At 72.1% G+C, this 19,352-nt stretch carries 15 protein-coding genes; 5 read left to right on the top strand and 10 right to left on the bottom strand.

The genetic code is table 11. The annotated features are described in order from the left end of the window. Positions 1-1,016: PQQ-dependent sugar dehydrogenase (locus ABZ815_RS23700; RefSeq protein ID WP_357701284.1), on the top strand; the 1,016-nt coding region annotated here is incomplete at its 5' end. Here ABZ815_RS23700 and ABZ815_RS23695 read toward each other — a convergent pair. Then, on the bottom strand, positions 976-1,311 hold the full coding sequence (locus tag ABZ815_RS23695) for a carboxymuconolactone decarboxylase family protein (protein WP_357701282.1): 336 nt from the start codon (positions 1,309-1,311) through the stop codon (positions 976-978). The genes ABZ815_RS23700 and ABZ815_RS23695 overlap by 41 nt on opposite strands. A gap of 262 nt (positions 1,312-1,573) precedes the next feature. Between ABZ815_RS23695 and ABZ815_RS23690 the strand changes: the two genes are divergently transcribed. From ABZ815_RS23690 to ABZ815_RS23680, 3 genes are read left to right on the top strand one after another with little or no spacing between them, the layout of a single operon-like run. Then, positions 1,574-2,251 carry a hypothetical protein gene (locus ABZ815_RS23690; protein ID WP_357701280.1) on the top strand — a complete coding sequence of 226 codons (678 nt, stop codon included), beginning with the start codon at positions 1,574-1,576 and terminating at the stop codon, positions 2,249-2,251. Between the two features lie 10 nt (positions 2,252-2,261). Continuing rightward, positions 2,262-5,288, top strand: coding sequence for an AAA family ATPase (locus ABZ815_RS23685; RefSeq protein ID WP_357701278.1), 3,027 nt, complete (start codon positions 2,262-2,264; stop codon positions 5,286-5,288). Positions 5,289-5,315: 27 nt separating this feature from the next. Next, entirely contained in the window at positions 5,316-6,776 is a 1,461-nt protein-coding gene (locus tag ABZ815_RS23680) for an MFS transporter (protein ID WP_357701276.1), read from the top strand. On the opposite strand, the gene ABZ815_RS23675 is transcribed toward ABZ815_RS23680, so the two are convergent. Continuing rightward, complete coding sequence (locus ABZ815_RS23675; protein ID WP_357701274.1) at positions 6,763-7,941, bottom strand: TerC family protein; 1,179 nt, start codon at positions 7,939-7,941, stop codon at positions 6,763-6,765. The genes ABZ815_RS23680 and ABZ815_RS23675 overlap by 14 nt on opposite strands. Positions 7,942-7,955: 14 nt before the next feature. Beyond that, on the bottom strand, positions 7,956-9,410 hold the full coding sequence (locus ABZ815_RS23670) for an LLM class flavin-dependent oxidoreductase (RefSeq protein ID WP_357701272.1): 1,455 nt from the start codon (positions 9,408-9,410) through the stop codon (positions 7,956-7,958). A gap of 206 nt (positions 9,411-9,616) precedes the next feature. Between ABZ815_RS23670 and glnII the strand changes: the two genes are divergently transcribed. Next, a complete protein-coding gene (gene glnII, locus ABZ815_RS23665; protein ID WP_357701270.1) occupies positions 9,617-10,636 on the top strand; it encodes a glutamine synthetase in 1,020 nt (339 codons plus the stop codon). A gap of 54 nt (positions 10,637-10,690) precedes the next feature. Here glnII and ABZ815_RS23660 read toward each other — a convergent pair whose 3' ends face one another. The 7 genes from ABZ815_RS23660 to ABZ815_RS23630 form a co-directional block, all read right to left on the bottom strand. Then, on the bottom strand, positions 10,691-12,202 hold the full coding sequence (locus ABZ815_RS23660; RefSeq protein ID WP_357701268.1) for an aldehyde dehydrogenase family protein: 1,512 nt from the start codon (positions 12,200-12,202) through the stop codon (positions 10,691-10,693). 89 nt (positions 12,203-12,291) lie between these two features. Then, positions 12,292-13,182 (bottom strand): aminoglycoside phosphotransferase family protein, encoded by an 891-nt coding sequence (locus ABZ815_RS23655; RefSeq protein ID WP_357701266.1) that lies wholly within the window; start codon positions 13,180-13,182, stop codon positions 12,292-12,294. A gap of 96 nt (positions 13,183-13,278) precedes the next feature. Further along, positions 13,279-13,542 (bottom strand): DUF1876 domain-containing protein, encoded by a 264-nt coding sequence (locus ABZ815_RS23650; protein WP_357701264.1) that lies wholly within the window; start codon positions 13,540-13,542, stop codon positions 13,279-13,281. 64 nt (positions 13,543-13,606) lie between these two features. Continuing rightward, complete coding sequence (locus tag ABZ815_RS23645; protein ID WP_357701263.1) at positions 13,607-14,206, bottom strand: hypothetical protein; 600 nt, start codon at positions 14,204-14,206, stop codon at positions 13,607-13,609. Between the two features lie 78 nt (positions 14,207-14,284). Further along, positions 14,285-15,211, bottom strand: a complete 927-nt coding sequence (locus tag ABZ815_RS23640; protein WP_357701261.1) for a hypothetical protein — start codon at positions 15,209-15,211, stop codon at positions 14,285-14,287. 240 nt (positions 15,212-15,451) lie between these two features. Then, positions 15,452-18,694: an NACHT domain-containing protein gene (locus ABZ815_RS23635; RefSeq protein ID WP_357701259.1), complete on the bottom strand. Its 3,243-nt coding sequence runs from the start codon at positions 18,692-18,694 to the stop codon at positions 15,452-15,454. A 27-nt stretch (positions 18,695-18,721) separates the two neighbouring features. Then, a complete protein-coding gene (locus tag ABZ815_RS23630; RefSeq protein WP_357701257.1) occupies positions 18,722-19,273 on the bottom strand; it encodes a cupin domain-containing protein in 552 nt (183 codons plus the stop codon). Positions 19,274-19,352 lie beyond the last annotated feature (79 nt).

Genomic DNA, 19,352 nt, shown 5'->3' with positions numbered 1-19,352 from the left:
CGATCCGCGCTCCCGCGCCGGGCCGCTTCGGCGAGCATCGCCGGCCCCCGCGGCCGGCCGCCCTCGCCGTGCGCGCGGGCGACGAGCGGCTCTACGTCGCCGAACAGGGCGGCCGGCTGCGCGCCACCGACGGCGACGTCGTCGTGGACCTGTCGGGCGAGGTGAGCGGCGGCAACGAGCAGGGCCTGCTCGGCGTGGCCTTCCATCCCTCGGGCCGCTGGCTCTACCTCGACTGGACCGACGCGCGCGGCGCCACCCACGTCACCGAATGGGCCTTCGACGGCCGGCGCGCCACCGGCCGGCGCGACGTGCTCACCCAGGAGCAGCCCTACGCCAACCACAACGGCGGCCAGCTCGCCTTCGGCCCCGACGGCCACCTCTACGTCGGGCTCGGCGACGGCGGCAGCGCGGGCGACCCGCAGGGCAACGGCCAGGACCTCGGCACGCTGCTGGGCAAGATCCTGCGCATCGACCCGCGCGGCAGGCCGTACAAGGTGCCCGAGGACAACCCGTTCGTCGGCAAGGACGGCGCGCGGGCCGAGATCTGGGCCTACGGCCTGCGCAACCCCTGGCGGTTCGGCTTCGACCGGCGGACCGGCGACCTGTGGATCGGCGACGTCGGCCAGGACTCGGCGGAGGAGGTCGACCACCAGCCGGCCGCCTCCAAGGGCGGCGAGAACTACGGCTGGAACCTGCGCGAGGGCGAGCGGCCCTTCCGTGGCGGCACGGGCCGCGGCCTGACCGAGCCGGTCATCACCTACCCGCTGCACAAGGACGGCAACTGCTCGGTGATCGCCGGGTACGTCTACCGCGGCGCCGCGCTGTCCTGGCTGCGCGGCAGCTTCCTGTACGGGGACTTCTGCGCGGGCTGGGTCAGGGCCGCGCCCGCGGGCGAGCCGTCGAAGGCGGCCGAGATCGGCAGGGTCGAGCAGCTCTCGTCGTTCGGGGAGGGGCTCGACGGCGAGCTGTACGCGCTCAGCCTGCGGGGTCCGCTCTACCGGATCGAGCCTGCCTGACCCGCTCGATCAGCTCCTCGACCTGGTCGTTGAGCCGCGATCCGCGCGTCCATCCAGCGTAGTGGGTCAGGAACACCACCACCTCGCGCAGCTCGGTCTCGCTCAGGTCGCCCGCACGCAGCGCGACGTCGAGCTGCACGCCGGTCATGTCGTCGAGCCCCTGTCCGACGAGCAGCCCGAGCAGGAGCAGCCGGCGCTCCTTGACCGACAGGGCGGTCCTGGACCACAGGTCGGCGAACTGCCGCTCAGCCGTCATGCCGAAGGAGTCCACGGTCTCCGTCGCGGGTTCTTTCATGGTGCGCTCCGAGGCTCGGGATGGGCGTCCTCATATCCTTTGCTACTTCCTGTGGTGAACCAATGGGGGTTGCAGGAACGTTGTATCCCGGGCGACCGTAGAGTGTGGCGGCCTGGCGCATACCATGTTTTGTCGATCTGTAACAAGTAAAGCCAATCAATGGCCAAGATTTGGTCAAGATTTCTCAGCGCGCATCCGGCCTCATTCCGCATGAAAGCGGGCACAACAACTGCGTTGGTCCGTAAAGCGGAGGTAAGCCCTGGTGAAAAAGACACGGGCTTGGATCGCGCTCATGGTCGCGATCCTCATGCTGTCGGCCTGCGGGCAGCCGGATTTCACCTACGTACGGGACAGGGAAGGCACCACCTATTTCAAGGTGCCCGCCTCGTTCACCCAGCTCAACGCCTATCCGATCGAACTGTATCTGACGGGTGACCAACCCGGTTCGCTGGCGGCGGCGACACGCGCGCAGCGGGTCTGGTCCACGGCGTTCGACCAGTCGTCCGAGCCGTCGGTCAACCACCTGCTGAGCTCGTCCGACCCCTTCGTGTACGCCACCGTGCACAAACTCACCGAGCAGCAGCGCGACGCGATCTCGCTCAACCGGCTGCGCGACTTCGTCCTGCCGGTGACCGACACGATGCGCGAGCTGTACGAGCAGAAGGTCACGACCACCGGCCGGCCGCCGATGTTCGCGAACTTCGAGCTCCTCAGCGACGACGTGCTCATTCTGGACGACGGCGCCAAGGGCGTACGGGTGCGCTTCAACTACCAGATCGGCCTCGGCGTCCAGACGTTCGACCAGACCGCGATTCTCGACGAGAAGGGCGCGACGGTCTCGGTCATGCTCATCGGCTGCCAGGCGACCTGCTTCCGCGACCGCGGCGCCGAGTTCGACAAGATCGCGGGTTCTTTCAAGCTGCTCCGGGTGCCCGGATGAGGGAGCGCCAGTGACCACCACCATTCAGCACGAAGGGCTGCGCGCCCCCGGCAGCGGGCCCTCCGACCCGGACTCCGTGACCAGGAAGAAGATGCAGTTCTGGGACCGGAGCAAGTTCCTCGTCGCGCTGGTCCTGGCCTACCTGATCCTCACCTGGAAGGTGATGGCCGACTGGACGGGCGTGGTGACCTTCCCCGAGGCGGCACAGAAGATCGGCTACGAGTACCAGTGGATCTTCTGGCTGCTCGGCGCCGAGGCCGCGCGGCAACTGCACTTCCTGGTCAGCGAGCACTGGTCGGGCTACCACCGGTTCTGGAGCCAGAAGGTCTTCGGCGGGTTCGAACGGTGGACGCACCGGCGCTTCGACGACTGGACCAGGTACCGCATCTCCAGAGCCCTGAAGATCGCCTTCTTCGTCACGCTGACCGCGCTCGTGGCGGGGGCGGTGCTGGACGTCAGCCCGTTCGTCGCCCTGTTGCAGGCGCCGACGCTGATCTGGCAGGCGCTGCCGTTCCTGATGCAGATCGTCTTCCTGTTCTTCTTCGTCATCATCCAGTTCGTCGGCCTGTTCTGGTTCCTGTCCAGGGGCGGCGTGGAGACGTACTTCCCCGACGACATCAAGACCCGCTTCGCCGACGTCTGGGGCCAGGACCACGTGGTCGAGCGGGTGCAGGAGAACATCGTCTTCCTGGAGCGGCCCGACGAGATCGAGCGACGCGGCGGATACGTGCCCAGCGGCCTGCTGCTGTGGGGCCCGCCCGGCACCGGCAAGACCCTGATGGCCGAGGCCGTGGCCGGCGAGACCGGCAAGCCGTACGTGTTCGTGGATCCGGGAGCCTTCACGAACATGTTCATGGGCATCGGCATCCTGAAGGTCAAGGGCCTGTTCAGGAAGCTGCGCAAGCTGGCGCTGCGGTACGGCGGCGTGATCGTCTTCTTCGACGAGGCCGACTCGCTCGGCAAGCGCGGCAAGCTGGCCCAGCAGGGGCCTCCCGGGCAGGGCGGCTTCTCGGCGCACTCCGGCTGCCACGGACTGACGTACCTGTCGGAGGAGACCCGTTCGGTGCTGGCCTTCAAGGGGCGGCGCGAGGCCGACGACCCGCCGGGCACCTGGCGCGAGCGCTTCTTCGCCGGCGGCGGCATGATGAACAGCGGCGACCCCGGCACCCTCCAGGCGCTGCTCACCGAGTTGTCCGGGCTCAAGAAGCCGCGTGGCTTCTTCAACCGGCTGGTCAGGCGGCTGCTCGGGATGCGGCCCAAGCCGCCGCCCAAATACCGCATCCTCGTCATGATGGCCACCAACCGGCCCGACGCGCTGGACGAGGCGCTGCTGCGGCCGGGCCGCATCGACCGCATCTACAAGGTCGGCTACCCGTCCAAGGCCGGACGGGTCCGGACGTACCAGGGCTACTTCGACAAGGTCGAGCACGAGCTCACCGAGGAGCAGGTCGACAAGCTGGCCACGATCACGCCGTACGCGACCGGGGCCACGATCAAGGACCTGGTCAACGAGTCGCTGATCACCGCCATCCGCGACGGGCGGGAGGTCATCACCTGGTCGGACGTGCTGCGCGCCAAGCGGCTCAAGCAGCTCGGCCCCCCCGAGGACGTCGAGTACATCGAGCGCGAGCGGCACGCGGTGGCCGTGCACGAGGCGTGCCACGCGGTGGTGGCGTACGTGACCCGGTTCCACCTGGAGATCGACATCGCCACCATCGAGAAGGGCGCCGACTACCTGGGCATGGTCGCCTCGATCAAGCCCGAGGACCAGTTCACCCGCTGGAAGTCCGAGTACGAGGCCGACATCATGGTCTCCCTGGCCTCGCTGGCCGGCGAGCGCATGTTCTTCGGCGAGGACAACTCCTCCGGCGTCTCCGGCGACCTGCACGCGGCCACGTTCCTCACCGCGCTGATGGAGTCGTACTGGGGGATGGGGTCCGGCGTCACCTCGCTGCCCGCGCTCCAGGAGCTGGACATCCACGGCGGCAAGTCCGTGCGCGGCCGGGGCGGCGCGGGCGGCGGCATCGGCATCACCGAGCGCGAGCCGGTGCGCGCCCAGCCCGACCTGACGCCCGACGTGCTGGGCGAGCGGATCGAGTTCAACCTGGTGCGGCTGCTGGAGAAGACCGAGCGGCTGCTGGAGGAGCACCGCAGGGAGGTGCTGTGCCTGGCACACGCGCTGGAGACGCACAAGACGCTCAATGGCGACGACGTGGTGGCCGTCATCCGCAGGGAGCCCGGACCGCTCGTCAACGGCACGATCTACGCCTCCGACGAGCTCTACGAGCAGCTTGAGGACTACCACCACGACGCGGCCAGGGCGCACAAGGAGCACAGCCGCATCGATCGCGAGCTGCCCGGCCCGGTGGAGGAGCGGGCCGAGCCACGGGCGGCGGCCTTCGCCGCTCCGGCGGCGGGCGCCGGCACGGCGGTGGCGCAGGTGATCACGGCGGAGGTCACCCGGCTCGACCAGGGGGTGGCGCAGGCCGTGGACCGGCCCGAGTTCGTGCCCTGGTCGCCCGGCCCGAGACCCGCCGCGGTCCCGGTGGCGGGTGTGGCGTCGGCCGCGGTTCCGGGCACGGTTCCGGGCACGGTTCCATTGGTGGGCTCCCCGGTGGCGGTCCCCGAGCCCCGGCGGCGGCGGCGTGCCGGGCGGGTCTGGCTGGTCGTGGCCAGCCTGCTCGGCCTGATCGCGCTGGCCCTCATCGCGGGGCTCGCGGTGACCGGCACAGTGTTCGGCACAGCGCCTATCACAGGGTCCGGCACAGCGCCGGGCGCGGGCGTCGCGGCGGCTCCCGCGCTCGCCTCGCCGGCCCTGCTGCTCCTGCTGTTCGTCGTGGTCGTCGGGGTGATCGTGGGCTCCGGGCTGGCGTTCGTGGCGGTCAGGGGCGTACGGACGGCGCAGGCCAAGGTGGAACGCGAGCGCGACGAGGCCCACCGGCGGGCCCAGCTCCTGGCCGCGGCCATGGACCCGGACACGGCCATGCGACTGCTCGGCTACGACGGCAACGGCAACGGCGCCCGCGCCGACGGGTGATCGCCCGGTCACCTAGAGTAGGGAGGCATGAGCAAGGACGGCGTCGTGCGCAGCCTGGTCCCCGCCCGGATGGACCGCCTGCCGTGGGCGCCGTTCCACACCCGCCTGGTGATCGCGCTCGGCGTGGCCTGGGTGCTCGACGGGCTGGAGATCACCATCGCCAGCAACGTCGGGGCGTTCCTGCAGCGCCCCTACACGCTCGGCTTCACCTCCACGCAGGTGGGCCTGTCGGCCACCGTTTATCTGATGGGCGAGGTGGTCGGCGCGCTCTACTTCGGCTGGCTGTCCGACCGGCTCGGCCGCAGGAAGCTGTTCATCCTCACCCTCGGCATCTACCTGGTCGCCAGCGGCCTGACCGCGCTGTCGTGGGACCTGTGGAGCTTCCTGCTGCTGCGTTTCGTGGCCGGGGCGGGCATCGGCGGCGAGTACGCGGCCGTCAACTCCGCCATCGACGAGATGATCCCCTCCCACTACCGGGGCCACGTCGACCTGGCCATCAACGGCACGTACTGGCTGGGGTCGCTGCTGGCGACCTCGGCCACGTTCCTGCTGCTGCACCCGGGCGGGCCGCTGGACCCCGACTGGGCCTGGCGGCTGGGGTTCGTGGTCGGGCCGGTGATCGGCCTGGCCATCTGGCGGCTGCGCAGGCACCTGCCGGAGAGCCCGCGCTGGCTGATGACGCACGGCCGCGAGGAGGAGGCCGAGGAGGTCGTCGGCCGCATCGAGCGGGAGGTCGAGCGGGAGGACCGGGTCAGGCTGGAGCCGGTGCCGCAGGACCAGGCGCTGGAGGTCGTCCCCGAGCACCACGCGCCGCTGTCGCAGGTCGCCAGGACGTTGTTCCGCACCTACCCGCAGCGTTCGGTGCTGGGGGCGACGCTGATGATCTGCCAGTCGTTCCTCTACAACGCCATCTTCTTCACGTACGCGCTGGTGCTGACGCACTTCTACGGCGTCCCGGCGGGTTCGGTGCCGCAGTACATGTTCGCCTTCGCGGCCGGGAACCTGCTCGGGCCGCTGCTGCTGGGGAGGCTGTTCGACACGGTCGGGCGCAGGCAGATGATCTCGGGCACGTACATCGCCTCAGGGCTGCTGCTGGCGGTGACCGGGTGGCTTTTCAAGGAGGGGCTGCTGACGGCGGTCACGCAGACCGTGCTCTGGTCGGTGATCTTCTTCATCGCCTCGGCGGCGGCCAGCTCGGCGTACCTGACCGTGAGCGAGATCTTCCCGATCGAGCTGCGGGCCCAGGCCATCGCGATCTTCTTCGCGCTCGGGCAGGTCGCGGGGGCGTTCGGCCCGACCGTCTTCGCCTCGCTCATCGGCGACCAGCACAACCCCGACCCGACCAGGCTGTTCTACGGCTACTGCTTCGGCGCGGCGATGATGGTGGCGGCGGGGCTGGTGGAGATCGCGTTCGGGGTGAAGGCGGAGCGCACCCCGCTGGAGCACATCGCGGCGCCGCTGACCTCCCGTCAGGTCACCCAGACGTAGAGGAGTCGTGCTCGGCGTGCGCCCGGGCCACCAGGGCCGCCAGCGACTCGTCCCGGGCGGCGTGGGCCCGCTGGCGGTCCGGCAGCTCGGCCAGCCGCGCCTCGGCCGCGAGCAGGTCGCGGTAGACCTCCTCGCGCCGCGCCGGGTCCTTCTCCACGTCGAGGTAGTCCTGGGCGTGCCGGCGCACGGCCGACAGCACGTTCTGCGCCCGGCCGCGGGGGCTGGCCAGCGAGGCGGCCACGGTGACGAGCAGCACGCCGACGATCACCGACAGGGACAGCCCGGTGCTGATCTCGGTCACGTTCACCGGCTCGCCGTCGTTGACGAACGGCACGTTGTTCTCGTGCAGCGCGTGCAGCCCCAGCTTGACGCCGATGAAGGCCAGGATGACCGCCAGCCCGTAGGCGAGGTAGATGAGCCGGTCGAGCAGGCCGTCGATGAGGAAGTAGAGCTGGCGCAGCCCCAGCAGGGAGAAGGCGGTGGCGGTGAAGACCAGGTAGACGTTCTGGGTGAGGCCGAAGATGGCCGGGATGGAGTCGAGCGCGAACAGCACGTCGGTGCCGGCCAGGGCGACCATGACCAGCAACATCGGCGTCATCACCCGCCTGCCGTCCCGCACCGTGAACAGCCGGTCGCCGTCGTAGGTGTCGGAGGCGCGGAACACCCTGCGGGCCAGGCGGACCATGAAGTTGTCGGTGTGGCCCTCGCTGCCCTCGGGCCGCAGCAGGTTGCCCGCGGTGAGCAGCAGGATCAGGCTGAAGACGTAGAACACCCAGGCGAACGTCTCGATCATCGCGGCCCCGATGAGGATGAACCCGGTCCGGGCGATCAGCGAGAACACGATCCCGAACAGCAGGGCCTTCTGCTGGTCGGCGCGCGGCACCCGGAAGCTCGCCATGATGACGAGGAAGACGAACAGGTTGTCGACCGACAGCGCCTTCTCGGTCACGTACCCGGCGAAGTACTCCGCGCCCGGCTCGGCGCCGCCGAACGCCCACACGCCCACGCCGAACAGCAGCGCGATTCCGACGTACAGGCTCGACCAGACGGCCGCCTCGCGCAGCGTGGGGACGTGCGCCCGCCGTACGTGGAAGAAGAAGTCGAACAGCAGCAGGCCGGCGATCCCCAGGATCGTCAGCCACCACACGGGCGCGGACACGTCCACGACGGCTCCTCGGGTTAGAGGCCGATCTCCAGGCGGCCGACGGCCTCGGCCAGTTCCTCCTCCTCGTAGGCGAAGTGCGAGGCGAGGGCCTGCGAGAGCCGTTCGACGCCGGCCCGCACGCGGTCGATCCTGGCCGGGTCGGCGATCAGCTCCGCGCACGCCCGGTCCAGGCGGGCCAGCAGTTCGGCGATGACCTCGTGCTCCTGCTCCAGCTTCTTGACCACCGACTCCAGGGCGGGGTCGTGCTCGGTGAGGGCCGGGAAGGTCCGGTCGTTCTCGATCTCGTGGTGCACGGTCAGCAGGCGGCGGAAGGTCGCGCAGAACACGCCGAGCGTCCAGTGGTTCTGGCGCACCGCGAGCCGGCCGCCGTCCGGGTGGGGGGCCGCCGTCTCGGCCGCGACCTGCTCGACGGCGTCCCTGACCTGGCGGAGCTGGGCGCGGTAGCCGTCGTGCACGTCCACCAGGCGGCGGCAGGGGCGGGCCTGGCCGGGCGGCAGGGGGCCGGGGGCGCGTTCCGCCGTCCTCGGGCGGCCGGCCTCGTCCAGGTCGGGGATCAGCACCGGCCGCCGGACCGGTTCCGGCGCGGGCCGGCCGCGTTCCCCGGCCACGGCCTCCCGCACGGCGGGCGCGACCTCCTCGGCGAACACCCGCAGGTCCCGCTCGGCCTCCACCCCCGGGGCCAGCACGAACCCGCTCATGCCCGCCTCGAACACCAGCTCCGTGAGCTGCTCGGCCCACAGGGCGGCCGGGCCGTCGAGGAAGCCCGCACCACGCAGCGGCGACAGGCTGCCGCAGAGGTTGTAGACCTTGCGGATCGAGGCCGGGTCGCGTCCGGCGTTCTCGGCGGCCGTGTCGATGATCTTGGCCTGCGCGGTCACGGCGTCGGGCGGGCTGTGGAAGGAGGAGGTCAGCCAGCCGTCGGCCGTCCGTCCGGTCAGCTCCAGCATCCGCCGCCTGGTCGCGCCGATCCAGATCCCGATCGGGTGCGGCGGGAACGGGCCGGGCCGCGCGCCCTCCAGGCGGTGGTGGGCGCCGGAGAAGGTCACCGGGTCGCCCGGCGTCCACAGCGCCCTTATGACGGTGATCGCCTCGGCCAGCGCGTCGATCGACTCGCCGGGGGAGAGGCGGCGCCCGCCCATGGCGGCGATGGCGTCCCAGAGCGCGCCCGCGCCGAGGCCCAGCTCCACCCGGCCGCCGCTGAGGACGTCGAGCGAGGCGGCGGCCCTGGCCAGCACGGCGGGCGGGCGCAGCGGCAGGTTGGCCACGTCGGGCACCAGCCGGACGCGCTCGGTGCGCTGCGCGATCGAGGCCAGCAGGGTCCAGGAGTCGAGGAAGCCCGCCTGGTAGGGGTGGTCCTGGACGCCGACCAGGTCCAGGCCCAGCCGGTCGGCCAGCTCCGCGTGGCGCATCACCCGGTCGGCGCCCGCCGCCTCGGGCGCGAGGAACGCGCCGAACCAGACATCCTCCATGATCATCATCCCCCGGCCTCGATCGTCGTACGGCCGCCGTCCCCCGGACGGCCGACCTGCCCCAGCTAACCGCCCTTATTGGATTTACCCCCTAATAAGGACACGGTTGGCGGCACGATTAACACGGCGTTCACATTCGGGCAAAAACCGGGAAATGGCCGTCCATAAGACTCGGCGTGGCTGAGAGAAATCCCGAAAGGAACACCGTGAGCTACAAGGCTGAGTACATCTGGATCGACGGCACCGAGCCCACGGCTCTGCTGCGCTCTAAGACGAAGATCCTGGCCGACGGTGCCGAGCCTCCGGTCTGGGGCTTCGACGGCTCCAGCACCAACCAGGCCCAGGGCCACGCCTCCGACCGCGTGCTCCGCCCGGTGTTCACCTGCCCCGACCCGATCCGCGGCGGCGACAACGTGCTCGTCCTCTGCGAGGTCGAGGAGATCGACGGGCAGGCCCACTCCAGCAACACCCGCGCTCTGCTCCGCCCGATCGCCGAGCGGTACGCCGACCAGGAGTCCTGGTTCGGCATCGAGCAGGAGTACACCTTCTTCAAGGGCAGCCGCCCGCTCGGCTTCCCCGAGGGCGGCTTCCCCGCCCCGCAGGGCCACTACTACTGCGGTGTGGGCGCCGAGGCCGTGTTCGGCCGCGACATCGTCGAGCTGCACCTCGACCGCTGCCTGACGGCCGGCCTGGCCGTCTCCGGCATCAACGCCGAGGTCATGCCCGGCCAGTGGGAGTTCCAGATCGGCCCGGCCGGCCCCCTTGAGGTCTCCGACCACATGTGGGTCGCCCGCTACCTGCTCTACCGGACGGCCGAGGAGTTCGGCGTCGAGGCCACCCTCGACGCCAAGCCCGCCCGCGGCGACTGGAACGGCGCCGGCGCGCACACCAACTTCTCCACCAAGGCCATGCGCGAGAGCTACGACGCCATCATCACCGCCTGCGAGTCGCTCGGCGAGGGCGACAAGCCCATGGAGCACGTCTCCCAGTACGGCGCCGACATCGAGCTGCGCCTGACCGGCCACCACGAGACCGCCCCGTGGAACAAGTACACCTACGGCGTGTCCAACCGCGGCGCGTCCGTACGCATCCCGTGGCAGGTCGAGGTGGACAAGAAGGGCTACATCGAGGACCGCCGCCCGAACGCCAACGTCGACCCGTACGTGGTCACCCGCCTGCTGGTGAACACCTGCTGCGCGGCCCTGGAGAAGGCCGGGCAGGTCTGATCCGCCCGTACGCGTGACAGCCGCCCCCGGCGCCCGGGGGCGGCTTCGCCTTTCTCAGATCCGGAACTCCAGATCCGGGACGATCTCCGCCACGTCCATCTGCGCCTTCTGCAGACGGCCCGAGAAGTCCCAGTTCATCGCCTGCCAGCGGGTGAACTGGTCGAGCACCCACACGCCCGACTGGCGGCTGCCGTTGCCCGACTTGCCGTTGCCGCCGAAGGGCAGGTGGGCCTCGGCGCCGGAGGTGGAGTTGTTGACGCTGACCATGCCCGCCGAGATGCCCTCGCGGAAGCGGAAGGCGTGCTTGGGGTTGGTCGTGTAGATCGAGCTCGACAGGCCGTAACCGGGGCGGTTGGCCAGCTCGACGGCCTCGTCCAGGGTGGTGAAGGTGGTGACGCCGACGAGCGGGCCGAACGTCTCCTCCAGGAACAGCCGGTCGCCGGGGCGCACGCCGTCGACGATGACCGGGTGGTAGTACAGGCCGCCGTCGCCGTCGAAGTCGCCGCGCGGGTTGTCCTTGGTGATCTTTCCGGTGCGGCCCGAGACGACCTCGTGGTGCGGCTGGATCCAGGTCAGGTACTCCTCGTACCGGTCGGCGAACTTCTGGTCGAGCAGCGGGCCGGCCAGCACGTCCTGCTCGGGGTCGCCGATCCTGGCCTCCCCGGCCGCCCGCGCGAACCGTTCGACGAACTCGTCGTGCACGCTCTCGTGCACGATGACCGTGCCGAGGCTGGTGCAGCGCTGGCCGGCGGTGCCGAAGCCGGAGAACAGCGCGCCCTCGACGGCCAGGTCGAGGTCGGCGTCCGGCATGATCACCATCGGGTTCTTGCCGCCGAGCTCCAGGCACGCCGACTGCAGGTGGCGTCCGGCCAGCTCGCCGACCTTCCTGCCGACCTCGCTCGACCCGGTGAAGCCGACCTTGTGCACGCTGCCCTCCTCCAGGGCCAGCTCCAGCCCCGCGAAGGTCTGGGCGCCGTCGGCGAAGACCACGTTGAGCACCCCGTCGGGCAGCCCCGAGGCGGCGAACAGCCGGTACATGGCCTCGGCGGAGGCGGCGGCGTACTCGGCGGGCTTCCACACCACGGCGTTGCCGCACAGCAGCGCGGGCACGAGGTACCAGGAGGGCACGGCCACGGGGAAGTTGCCCGCCGTGATCACCGCGGCCACCCCGACCGGGTTGCGGAAGGTGAACAGGTTCTTGTCCGGCATCTCCGAGGGGACGGTCTGACCGTAGAGCCTGCGGCCCTCGCCCAGGAAGAAGTCGCAGGTGTCGACGATCTCCCGCACCTCGCCCAGCGCCTCGGCGTACGGCTTGCCGATCTCCCGGGTGACCAGACGGGCCAGGCTCTCGGCGTTGGCCTCGACCAGCCGCCCGATGGAGGCGATCACCCGTCCGCGCACCGGCGCCGGCACCTTGGCCCACTCGCGCTGGGCCTCCTTGGCGGTGCGGCAGGCGGCGGCGAACGCGGCGGCGTCGGCCAGGCCGACCCGGGCCACGACCTCGCCGGGGCGGGCGGGGTTGGTCGACTCGTACACGCTCTCGCCGGTGGTGTCCTTCCCACCCACGATTGAAACGATCTGACGGCTCACCGGTGGCCTCCTCGTAGTTCCTCCGGACAGACAATCATCTCGCCGGAAAAAACCCAAGAATCCCGTCAGCGTACGGGCCGGCCGAGCACCTCGCGGATCACGTGCCGGGCGTTGGCCGCCATGGCCGGGTTGGTGTCCTTGTAGTAGGGGAGCTGGATGAGCGCCATGGACAGGGCCCGGCCGCGCCCGCGGGCCCAGGTGGCGTCGTCGACGCCGAGCGCGGCGCGGAAGACCTCGCGCGCGGCGGGCGGCAGCAGGTTCCAGGCCGGGATCAGGTCGCAGGCCGGGTCGCCCGCGCCGAGCGTGCCCCAGTCGATGACCCCGCTCAGCCGCCCGTCGCGGACCAGCAGGTTGCCCGGCATCAGGTCGGCGTGCACCCAGACGGGCCCGCCCTGCCATCCGGGCGCGCTCAGCGCCTCCTTCCAGGCCGCCGTGGCCGCGGCGGTGTCGATCAGGCCGTCGAGCTCGCCGATCGCGGCCCGGGCCGCGTCGTCGAGACGGGCCAGCGGGCCGCCCCGGTAGGCGTCGGGGGCGCCGGCGGGATCGACCTCGCGCAGCGCGGCGACGAACGCCGCCAGGTCGGCGGCCAGCGCCTCGGCGTCGGAGAGCGCGCCCGCCTCCGGGTTCTCGCCGTCGAGCCACCGGCACACCGACCACGGCCAGGGGAAACCCTCTCCCGGCGAGCCCTGGCCGAGCACCGAGGGGATCGGGACGGGCAGCGCGGGGGCCAGCAGCGGCAGCCACCGCCGCTCCTTGGCGACGTCGCCGACGCCGTTCCCGACGCGCGGCAGGCGGACGGCCAGGTCGTCGCCGAGCCGGAAGACCGCGTTGACGGTGCCGGAGGAGGGGAAGCGGCGCAGCGGGAGGCCGGCCCAGCGCGGGAACTGCGCGGCCAGCAGCCGCCGCACGAGGGCCTCGTCGATGTCGGCCTCGTCCGCGTGCATCCTGCCGCCCATGCGCTCCCCCTCGGTCCGTACGGTCCGTGCGGACCGTGCGGCCCATGTCAGCGGGCCGGGGGCGGGCGCGTCAAACCGTTTTCGCCGCCTCCGCCCTCACCAGGACCGGGTCGGCACCGGGCCGCCGTCACCCAGTTCGTGCCGGGCCGCGCCGGCCAGCCGGCCGGCCAGGTCGGCCAGCGCCCGCGCGACGGCCAGCTCGTCCCCGACCACCGGCATGGACGGGTCGGCGGGGTTGCGGCGGGCGTGGCCCGCGCCCTCGGCCGTCGTGCCGTCCGGGGTGGTCAGGACCGCCCGTGCCGAGGTGTCGTCGCCGTCCTCGGCGAGTCGGATCCGCACGGTCCACTCCTTGGCTTCCATCTCTCGCCTCCTCCGCCGTACGGCTGCCCGGACGTACGGCGGTAAAGTAAACCGGATGGCCCGGCTACGGGCGGCGAGGACGGCGCCACCGGTCGTCGGCGCGCAGCCAGGCGGCGTCCCAGTCGGCGTACCTGCGCCGGTCCAGCAGCCGGCGCAGCCCCGCGACCGCCCCCAGCACCAGCAGGCACGCCAGCACCTGGACGAACGCCGCCAGGCCCACGCCGCGCAGGACCACGTCGGTGTGGCGGGCCGGCGGCGTCGTCGGGTCGCCCTCGGGGTCGATCCACAGGGGCACGGTCTGGCCCGCCCGCGTACCGGCCGGGACCTGGACCTGCCCGGTCCTGACCGAGCCCGCCGGAGTGGTCCAGCTCGCCGGCACCGTGGAGGTCGCCGCCTCGCCGAACCCCGGCCGCACGGGCCGCGGCTCCCGCAGCACCGTCGCGGTCACCTGCTGGCGGTGGCCGGGGCCCACGCGGGCGTCGCGCAGGCCGCCCTCGTAGGCGACCCGGCCGGCCAGCACCGCCGGCCAGACGCTGAGCAGGACCAGGAGCACCGCCACTGCCAGCCCGGCGCTCTCCAGCCGGTCGGAGCGGCGGCGCAACGGGTTGCGGTCCGGCCGGTGCCTGCGGATCCGCAGCATCGCGGCGTTCATGACGGCCCTCATCGCGCACCTCCCACGGTCACCTTCCTCCTTCCCGCAGAAACGGCGGGTAGCCCGCCAGGAAGCGGGCTGCCGCGCCGCTCAGCTCCAGGGCGCCGTCGGGTACCAGATGAGGTCGCGGCGGGCCAGGATCCGGACGTCCCAGTACAGAAGGGTGAAGACCCCGGCCACGACCAGCGCCGCGCCGGTGATGAGGGCCAGGCGGGCCGGGGTCGCGGTCAGCCAGCGGTGCGCGCGGCCCCCGGTGGCCAGGGCGAGCAGCATGAACAGGACCGCCATGACGACGATGTTGCCGGCCGACTGGAGCATGAAGGCCAGCGCGCCGTACAGGGGGTTGTGGCTCTCGGCGGCGTCCCTGAAGAGCTGGCGGAACAGCGGGAACGGGCGGCCGATCAGGAAGCCGCCGATCAGCGCGCCCATGACGGCCATGCGGGCGCTCGGGTGGCGGGACAGCGGGTCGGGCAGGTAGCCGAGCGCGGCCAGGCCCAGGTAGAGGAAGGCCAGCCCGATCAGCCCGAACGTGACCATCGCCTGGACCAGGCCGGGGGACAGGGTGCCCGGCGCGGGTCTGGCCGTGGCGAACTGCGGCATGGAGGTGCCGACGATGCCCACCACGACGCCGTACGCGCCGGACACGGTCAGCGCGCCGGCCGCCAGCCAGCCGAGCGGGCGCAGCGTCCCGCGGATCCGGGCGCCGACCGACGGCCTGGCCCCGACCAGGGGCGCGACCGCGCCGAGCGCGGCGATGTTGCACGCGGTGAACGAGCCCGCCAGGCCGGAGGCGAAGGCGAACACGATGCCGGAGAGCGTCCCGGCGATGGGGGTGGCGTCGGCGTCGTGGCCGAGCATCGTGTCGGCGACCGTCGAGCCGATCGTCTGGTCCACGAACTCGGCCGACCACACGACGGTCAGCAGGAATCCGGCGAGGGCGCTGAGCAGCAGCACGAGCCCGCGGCGGCGGGCGGGCGCGGGTTCGACGGCGGGGGTGGCGGCGAGGGGCAGGGTCATGGTGGTTCCCCTTCTCGTCCAGCAGGAGGCGGCGCCCGCACGCGGGCGGGCGCCGGGCGTCCTGGGGGGTGAACGCGTACGCCGTGCAAGTTCTGTGACGTTCTGTGACGACGGCCTGGACGGTGATCAGAGCAGGGCGCCAGGCCGGCATGGCCGGTTGATGGGAACTCCGAACGGGATATTGCCACGTTTAGCACGAAATTCCGGGTAGTTAAAGCGGCCCCCACCGACCGCCGGGCGTCACAGCCTCCTGACCCTGACACCGTCCCCGTTGACCACCCGCTGCGTACGCCCGAGCTGGACGGTGAGCCCCGGCATCCCGGCCAGCGGGCTCACGTCGAGGTCGGCGGGCATGAGGAACAGATTCAGGTTGCGCAGCCCGGGCAGAGCGGCGAGGGGGGACAGGTCGGTGACGCCGGGGCACACGGCCAGGGTCAGGGAGGAGAGCCGCGTCTGCCCGCACAGCGGGGTGAGATCCGTCAGGGCGGGGCATTGGCGCAGGCGGAGGCGGGTCAGGGAGAAGCGGCCGAGTGCCGCGAGATCGAGCCCGCCGACCTCGTCGAGGGACACGTCGGCGACGGACGGGCAGGTCAGGGAGGCGGCGTCGAGGCAGGCGCCGGCTTCCGCGACGCCGTCCAGCCACAGCTTCTCCAGTCGCCGCATCCCGGCGAAGACCGTCCCGGGGATCGGCAGGCCGTCGCGCCGGAGGTGCAGTGACTCCAGCTGGTCCTGCCGGGCGAGCGGCGCGTGCCAGGCGTCCCGGTCGTCGTCGCGCAGGTCGAGGACGAGCTCCCTCAGGCGCGGCAGACGGTCGAGGAAGCCCGGATCGTCGAGCCGGACTCCCCAGAGCCGCATGGTGCGCAGACGCGGCGACCCGTCCAGGGGGCCGAGGTCCACGGCATGAGGCGTGGTGTAGAAGTGCAGGCCGAGCTCGGTCAGCCGGGGCAGCGACGCCACCCCGTCCAAGGAGCGGATCGGGGCGTCCTGCACGCTCAGCAGTTGCGTCTGGGGCATGTCGCGGAGGAATCGCAGGTCGGGGAGAGGGGTGGGCACGGTGACGAGCACCTCGGACGCCTTCAGGAGGGCGGCGCTGCGGAGATGGCGGGCGCTGGAGAAGGTGACGTCCTCCATGTCGGCCAGGACCCGCCGGGCGTAGACGTCGGCGTCGAAGTACTCCCAGCCCTGGCGGAGCTGCTCCCGCACCTGCCACCGCGGGTCGGACGCGTAGCCGGCCAGGCGGTCCAGGGCCTCCGGGCCGTTGATCAGGAACGTCGTGCGGACCGTCCACGCCGCGCGGCTCGCCGGCAGGCCCGTCAGGTCGCGGGGCAGGCGGCGCAGGATCTCCTCGCCCGCCGCCGCCAGCAGGGTCGCCTCCTCCTCCGTGCGCGGCGGGACCACCTGCGCCAGGCACGCCTCGAACCGGTCGCGCACCCCGGCCGGGATCTCCTGGACGGTCTCCAGGCACGCCGCCACCAGCAGCCGCAGCCTGCGGGCGTGCTTGCCGCCCTGGTCGGCGCGGTCCAGCAGGCCGCTCAGCAGCTCGCCGCGCAACCGGCCGTTCGCGTGCCCGGCGGCCATCACCACGACCTCGCGCCACTGGTCCAGGTGCGCCCGCTCGACCGCCGCCTCGACGTCCTCGTCCTCCACGAGCTGCCCGGCGGCCAGGTACTCCTGGACGGTCCGGTGCGCGAAGTCGATCCGGCCGGGCACCGGCTCGCGCAGCACGCCGCTCCGGCGTAACAGGTGTTCGAGCACGTCGGAGGCGGTGTGCGAGACGCGGGTCATCGAGCCGAGCTTCTGCTCGACCCGCCGCAGCGCGGTCGCCTTCGACAACTCGGAACGGCCCATCGACACCAGCCGCCAGGCCAGGTCGCGCAGGATCCACACCTTCTGGCCGGGGTCGAGGGACACGTCGTCGTCGATCCGCCGCTCGGCGTCGCGGCGTTCGAGCAGCAGGCCGAGCACGGCGTCGTAGAAGCCCATCCGGCTGCGCGGGAGCTGGGTGCGGCGGTCGAGGTTGAGCGCGCACAGCATGGCGGCCAGCAGCGGGGTCGAGGCGACCACGCCCAGGTGCGGATTGGACTCCATCCTGGCCAGCAGGGCGACCTCGTAGCCTTCCAGCTCGCCGGGGTCGCACGGCAGGCTCGGGCAGTCGCGTATCGCGACGTGCCACTGACGGATCAGCTCCCGCTGGTCGTCGGGCGTCATGGGCTCCAGCGTGGCCGCCGCGAACCCCTCGTCGGCCAGCCAGCGGGCGTCGGCGGCGGTCGGGCGGGAGGTCACCACGACGCGCAGCTCCGGAAAGGCCGCCAGCAGCCGCGACAGCCACTCCCGTACGGCCGGCCGGTGCCGTACGAGCAGCTCGTCCACGCCGTCGACCAGGAGCAGCCCGCGGCCGGACGCCAGCACGCGCTCCACCCAGCCGCGCGGCATGCGGCCGGCGACCTCCCGCGCGACGTCGTCGAGGAAGTCGGCGGGCGCGGGCAGCCGTCCTGACGAATGGCTCCTCAGCTTGATCATCAGGGGCACGCAGCCGTTCCAGGCGGCCAGGTCGCCCGAGAAGCCGCCGCGCGCGGCGGTGACCGCCAGCCAGCGCAGCAGCGTGCTCTTGCCCGAACCCGCGTCGCCGCGCAGCAGCGTGAGCCTGGAGCGGCCGAGCGCCGACTCGATGCGCTCGGTGCCGCGCTCGGCGGGGTGCCCGCCGGTGAGCGCGGCGACCGACAGCCGCTCCGGCGTGCGCGGGCCGCGTTCGCCGGAGGAGACGTTGAGGCTGATGTAGGCGACGCTCAGCGACGTGCGCGGACGGTAGGTCTCCACCCGGACGCCGAACAGCTCGACCTCGTCGAGGGTGCGGCTGGCGAAACCGAGGTAGAGGCGGGCGAACGCGGCGTCGTCCTGGGTGCCCTCGGGGGCCTCCAGCGTGCGTTGCGGCATCCTGGCGAGCAGGCGTTCGACGCCCTCGGCCAGGCTGCTGAGCCGGCCCAGCGTCTCGGTGGCGGCGCGCGGCAGGTACTGGGGGAGCTGACGCATGAGGCCGACCAGGCAGTCGACGGACTCGGCGAGCAGGACGGCGTACAGGCGGTCCTCGGCCTCCCCGAGGCGGGGTTCCGGAAGGGCCGCCAGGATGCGTCCGGCGAGTTTGGCGGGGTCGGCGTCCGACTCGAACAGGGCCTCGTCCGACAGGTCGGCGGCGCGCAGCGCGGCCACGGCCTCCAGCAGGACGGCGGCCCGCGCGGACTCGTCCAGCCCGCGGAACTCCTGCTCGACGAGCCGCGACAGCCGGCCCTCGACGGCCAGCGCGATGCCCTGGAGCTGGTTGTCGATCTTCCTTGGCGCCAGCCGGTCACGGAACCCGCTCTGGACGAGATCCTTCAGCTCACTCGTACGGTCCTTGCGCGCGGCCCGGGTGGCCAGCCATTCGCGCATGGCACGTTCAGCGATGCTCTTCCCAGCGGCGGTCAGGGCCGCCTCGATGCCCGGCATGCCTTCTATATAAGACGATCTTTCCGGTCACGCGGTGAAATCGGCGAAGTCGAACCCCGGCGACACGACGCAGCTCACCAGCACCGCCTCGTCCCCGGCCGGACGCGCGGACTGCCACACGCCGCCGGGCACGACCGCCTGCGGCACCTGCCCCCGCTCCACCAGTGGCCCCAGGACGACGTCCCGGTCGCCGACGGTCAGGCTCAGCGGGCCGCCCCGGTGCCACAGCCACACCTCGTCCGACCTCACCATGTGCGGGACGGACTCCTCGCCCGGCTGGAGCAGGAAGTAGATGCCGGTGGCGCTGGCGCGCGGGCCCGGGTAGCCGTCGGGCCGGATCGTGACGGGCGACCGCCAGGTCTCGCGGTACCAGCCGCCCTCCGGATGGGGGAGCAGGTCGAGCTCGGCGGCCACGGGCGGCCGGGCGACGAACGCGACGGGCGCGCCGGTGACGTCGCGCCGCAGGAAACGGGCGCCGTCGAGGACGGCCTGCCCGTCGAACGTCGCGGCCAGCGCCAGGGCGGCCGCCTCGTCGGCGACCTCGGTGGGCGCGCCGTCGGGAAAGATCCTCAGCTCCACATGGCCGATCTTACGAGGAACCGGGCGCGCGGGCTGACCACCTCGCCCACGCCTGTGTTCGTCGGCGCCCGTCGGCGGG

Origin of the sequence: Nonomuraea sp. NPDC047529, from assembly GCF_040642995.1 — a bacterium.
Classification (GTDB): domain Bacteria; phylum Actinomycetota; class Actinomycetes; order Streptosporangiales; family Streptosporangiaceae; genus Nonomuraea.
This window is presented reverse-complemented; position numbering and strand designations above follow the sequence as displayed.

Bases quoted from the DNA above. Each gene is read 5' to 3' on its own strand.
- ABZ815_RS23650 (WP_357701264.1), bottom strand. From the start codon at position 13,542: ATGGAAGCCAAGGAGTGGACCGTGCGGATCCGACTCGCCGAGGACGGC.
- ABZ815_RS23635 (WP_357701259.1), bottom strand. From the start codon at position 18,694: ATGCCGGGCATCGAGGCGGCCCTGACCGCCGCTGGGAAGAGCATCGCT.
- ABZ815_RS23695 (WP_357701282.1), bottom strand. From the start codon at position 1,311: ATGAAAGAACCCGCGACGGAGACCGTGGACTCCTTCGGCATGACGGCT.
- ABZ815_RS23670 (WP_357701272.1), bottom strand. From the start codon at position 9,410: ATGGAGGATGTCTGGTTCGGCGCGTTCCTCGCGCCCGAGGCGGCGGGC.
- ABZ815_RS23640 (WP_357701261.1), bottom strand. From the start codon at position 15,211: ATGACCCTGCCCCTCGCCGCCACCCCCGCCGTCGAACCCGCGCCCGCC.
- ABZ815_RS23645 (WP_357701263.1), bottom strand. From the start codon at position 14,206: ATGAGGGCCGTCATGAACGCCGCGATGCTGCGGATCCGCAGGCACCGG.
- ABZ815_RS23680 (WP_357701276.1), top strand. From the start codon at position 5,316: ATGAGCAAGGACGGCGTCGTGCGCAGCCTGGTCCCCGCCCGGATGGAC.
- ABZ815_RS23655 (WP_357701266.1), bottom strand. From the start codon at position 13,182: ATGGGCGGCAGGATGCACGCGGACGAGGCCGACATCGACGAGGCCCTC.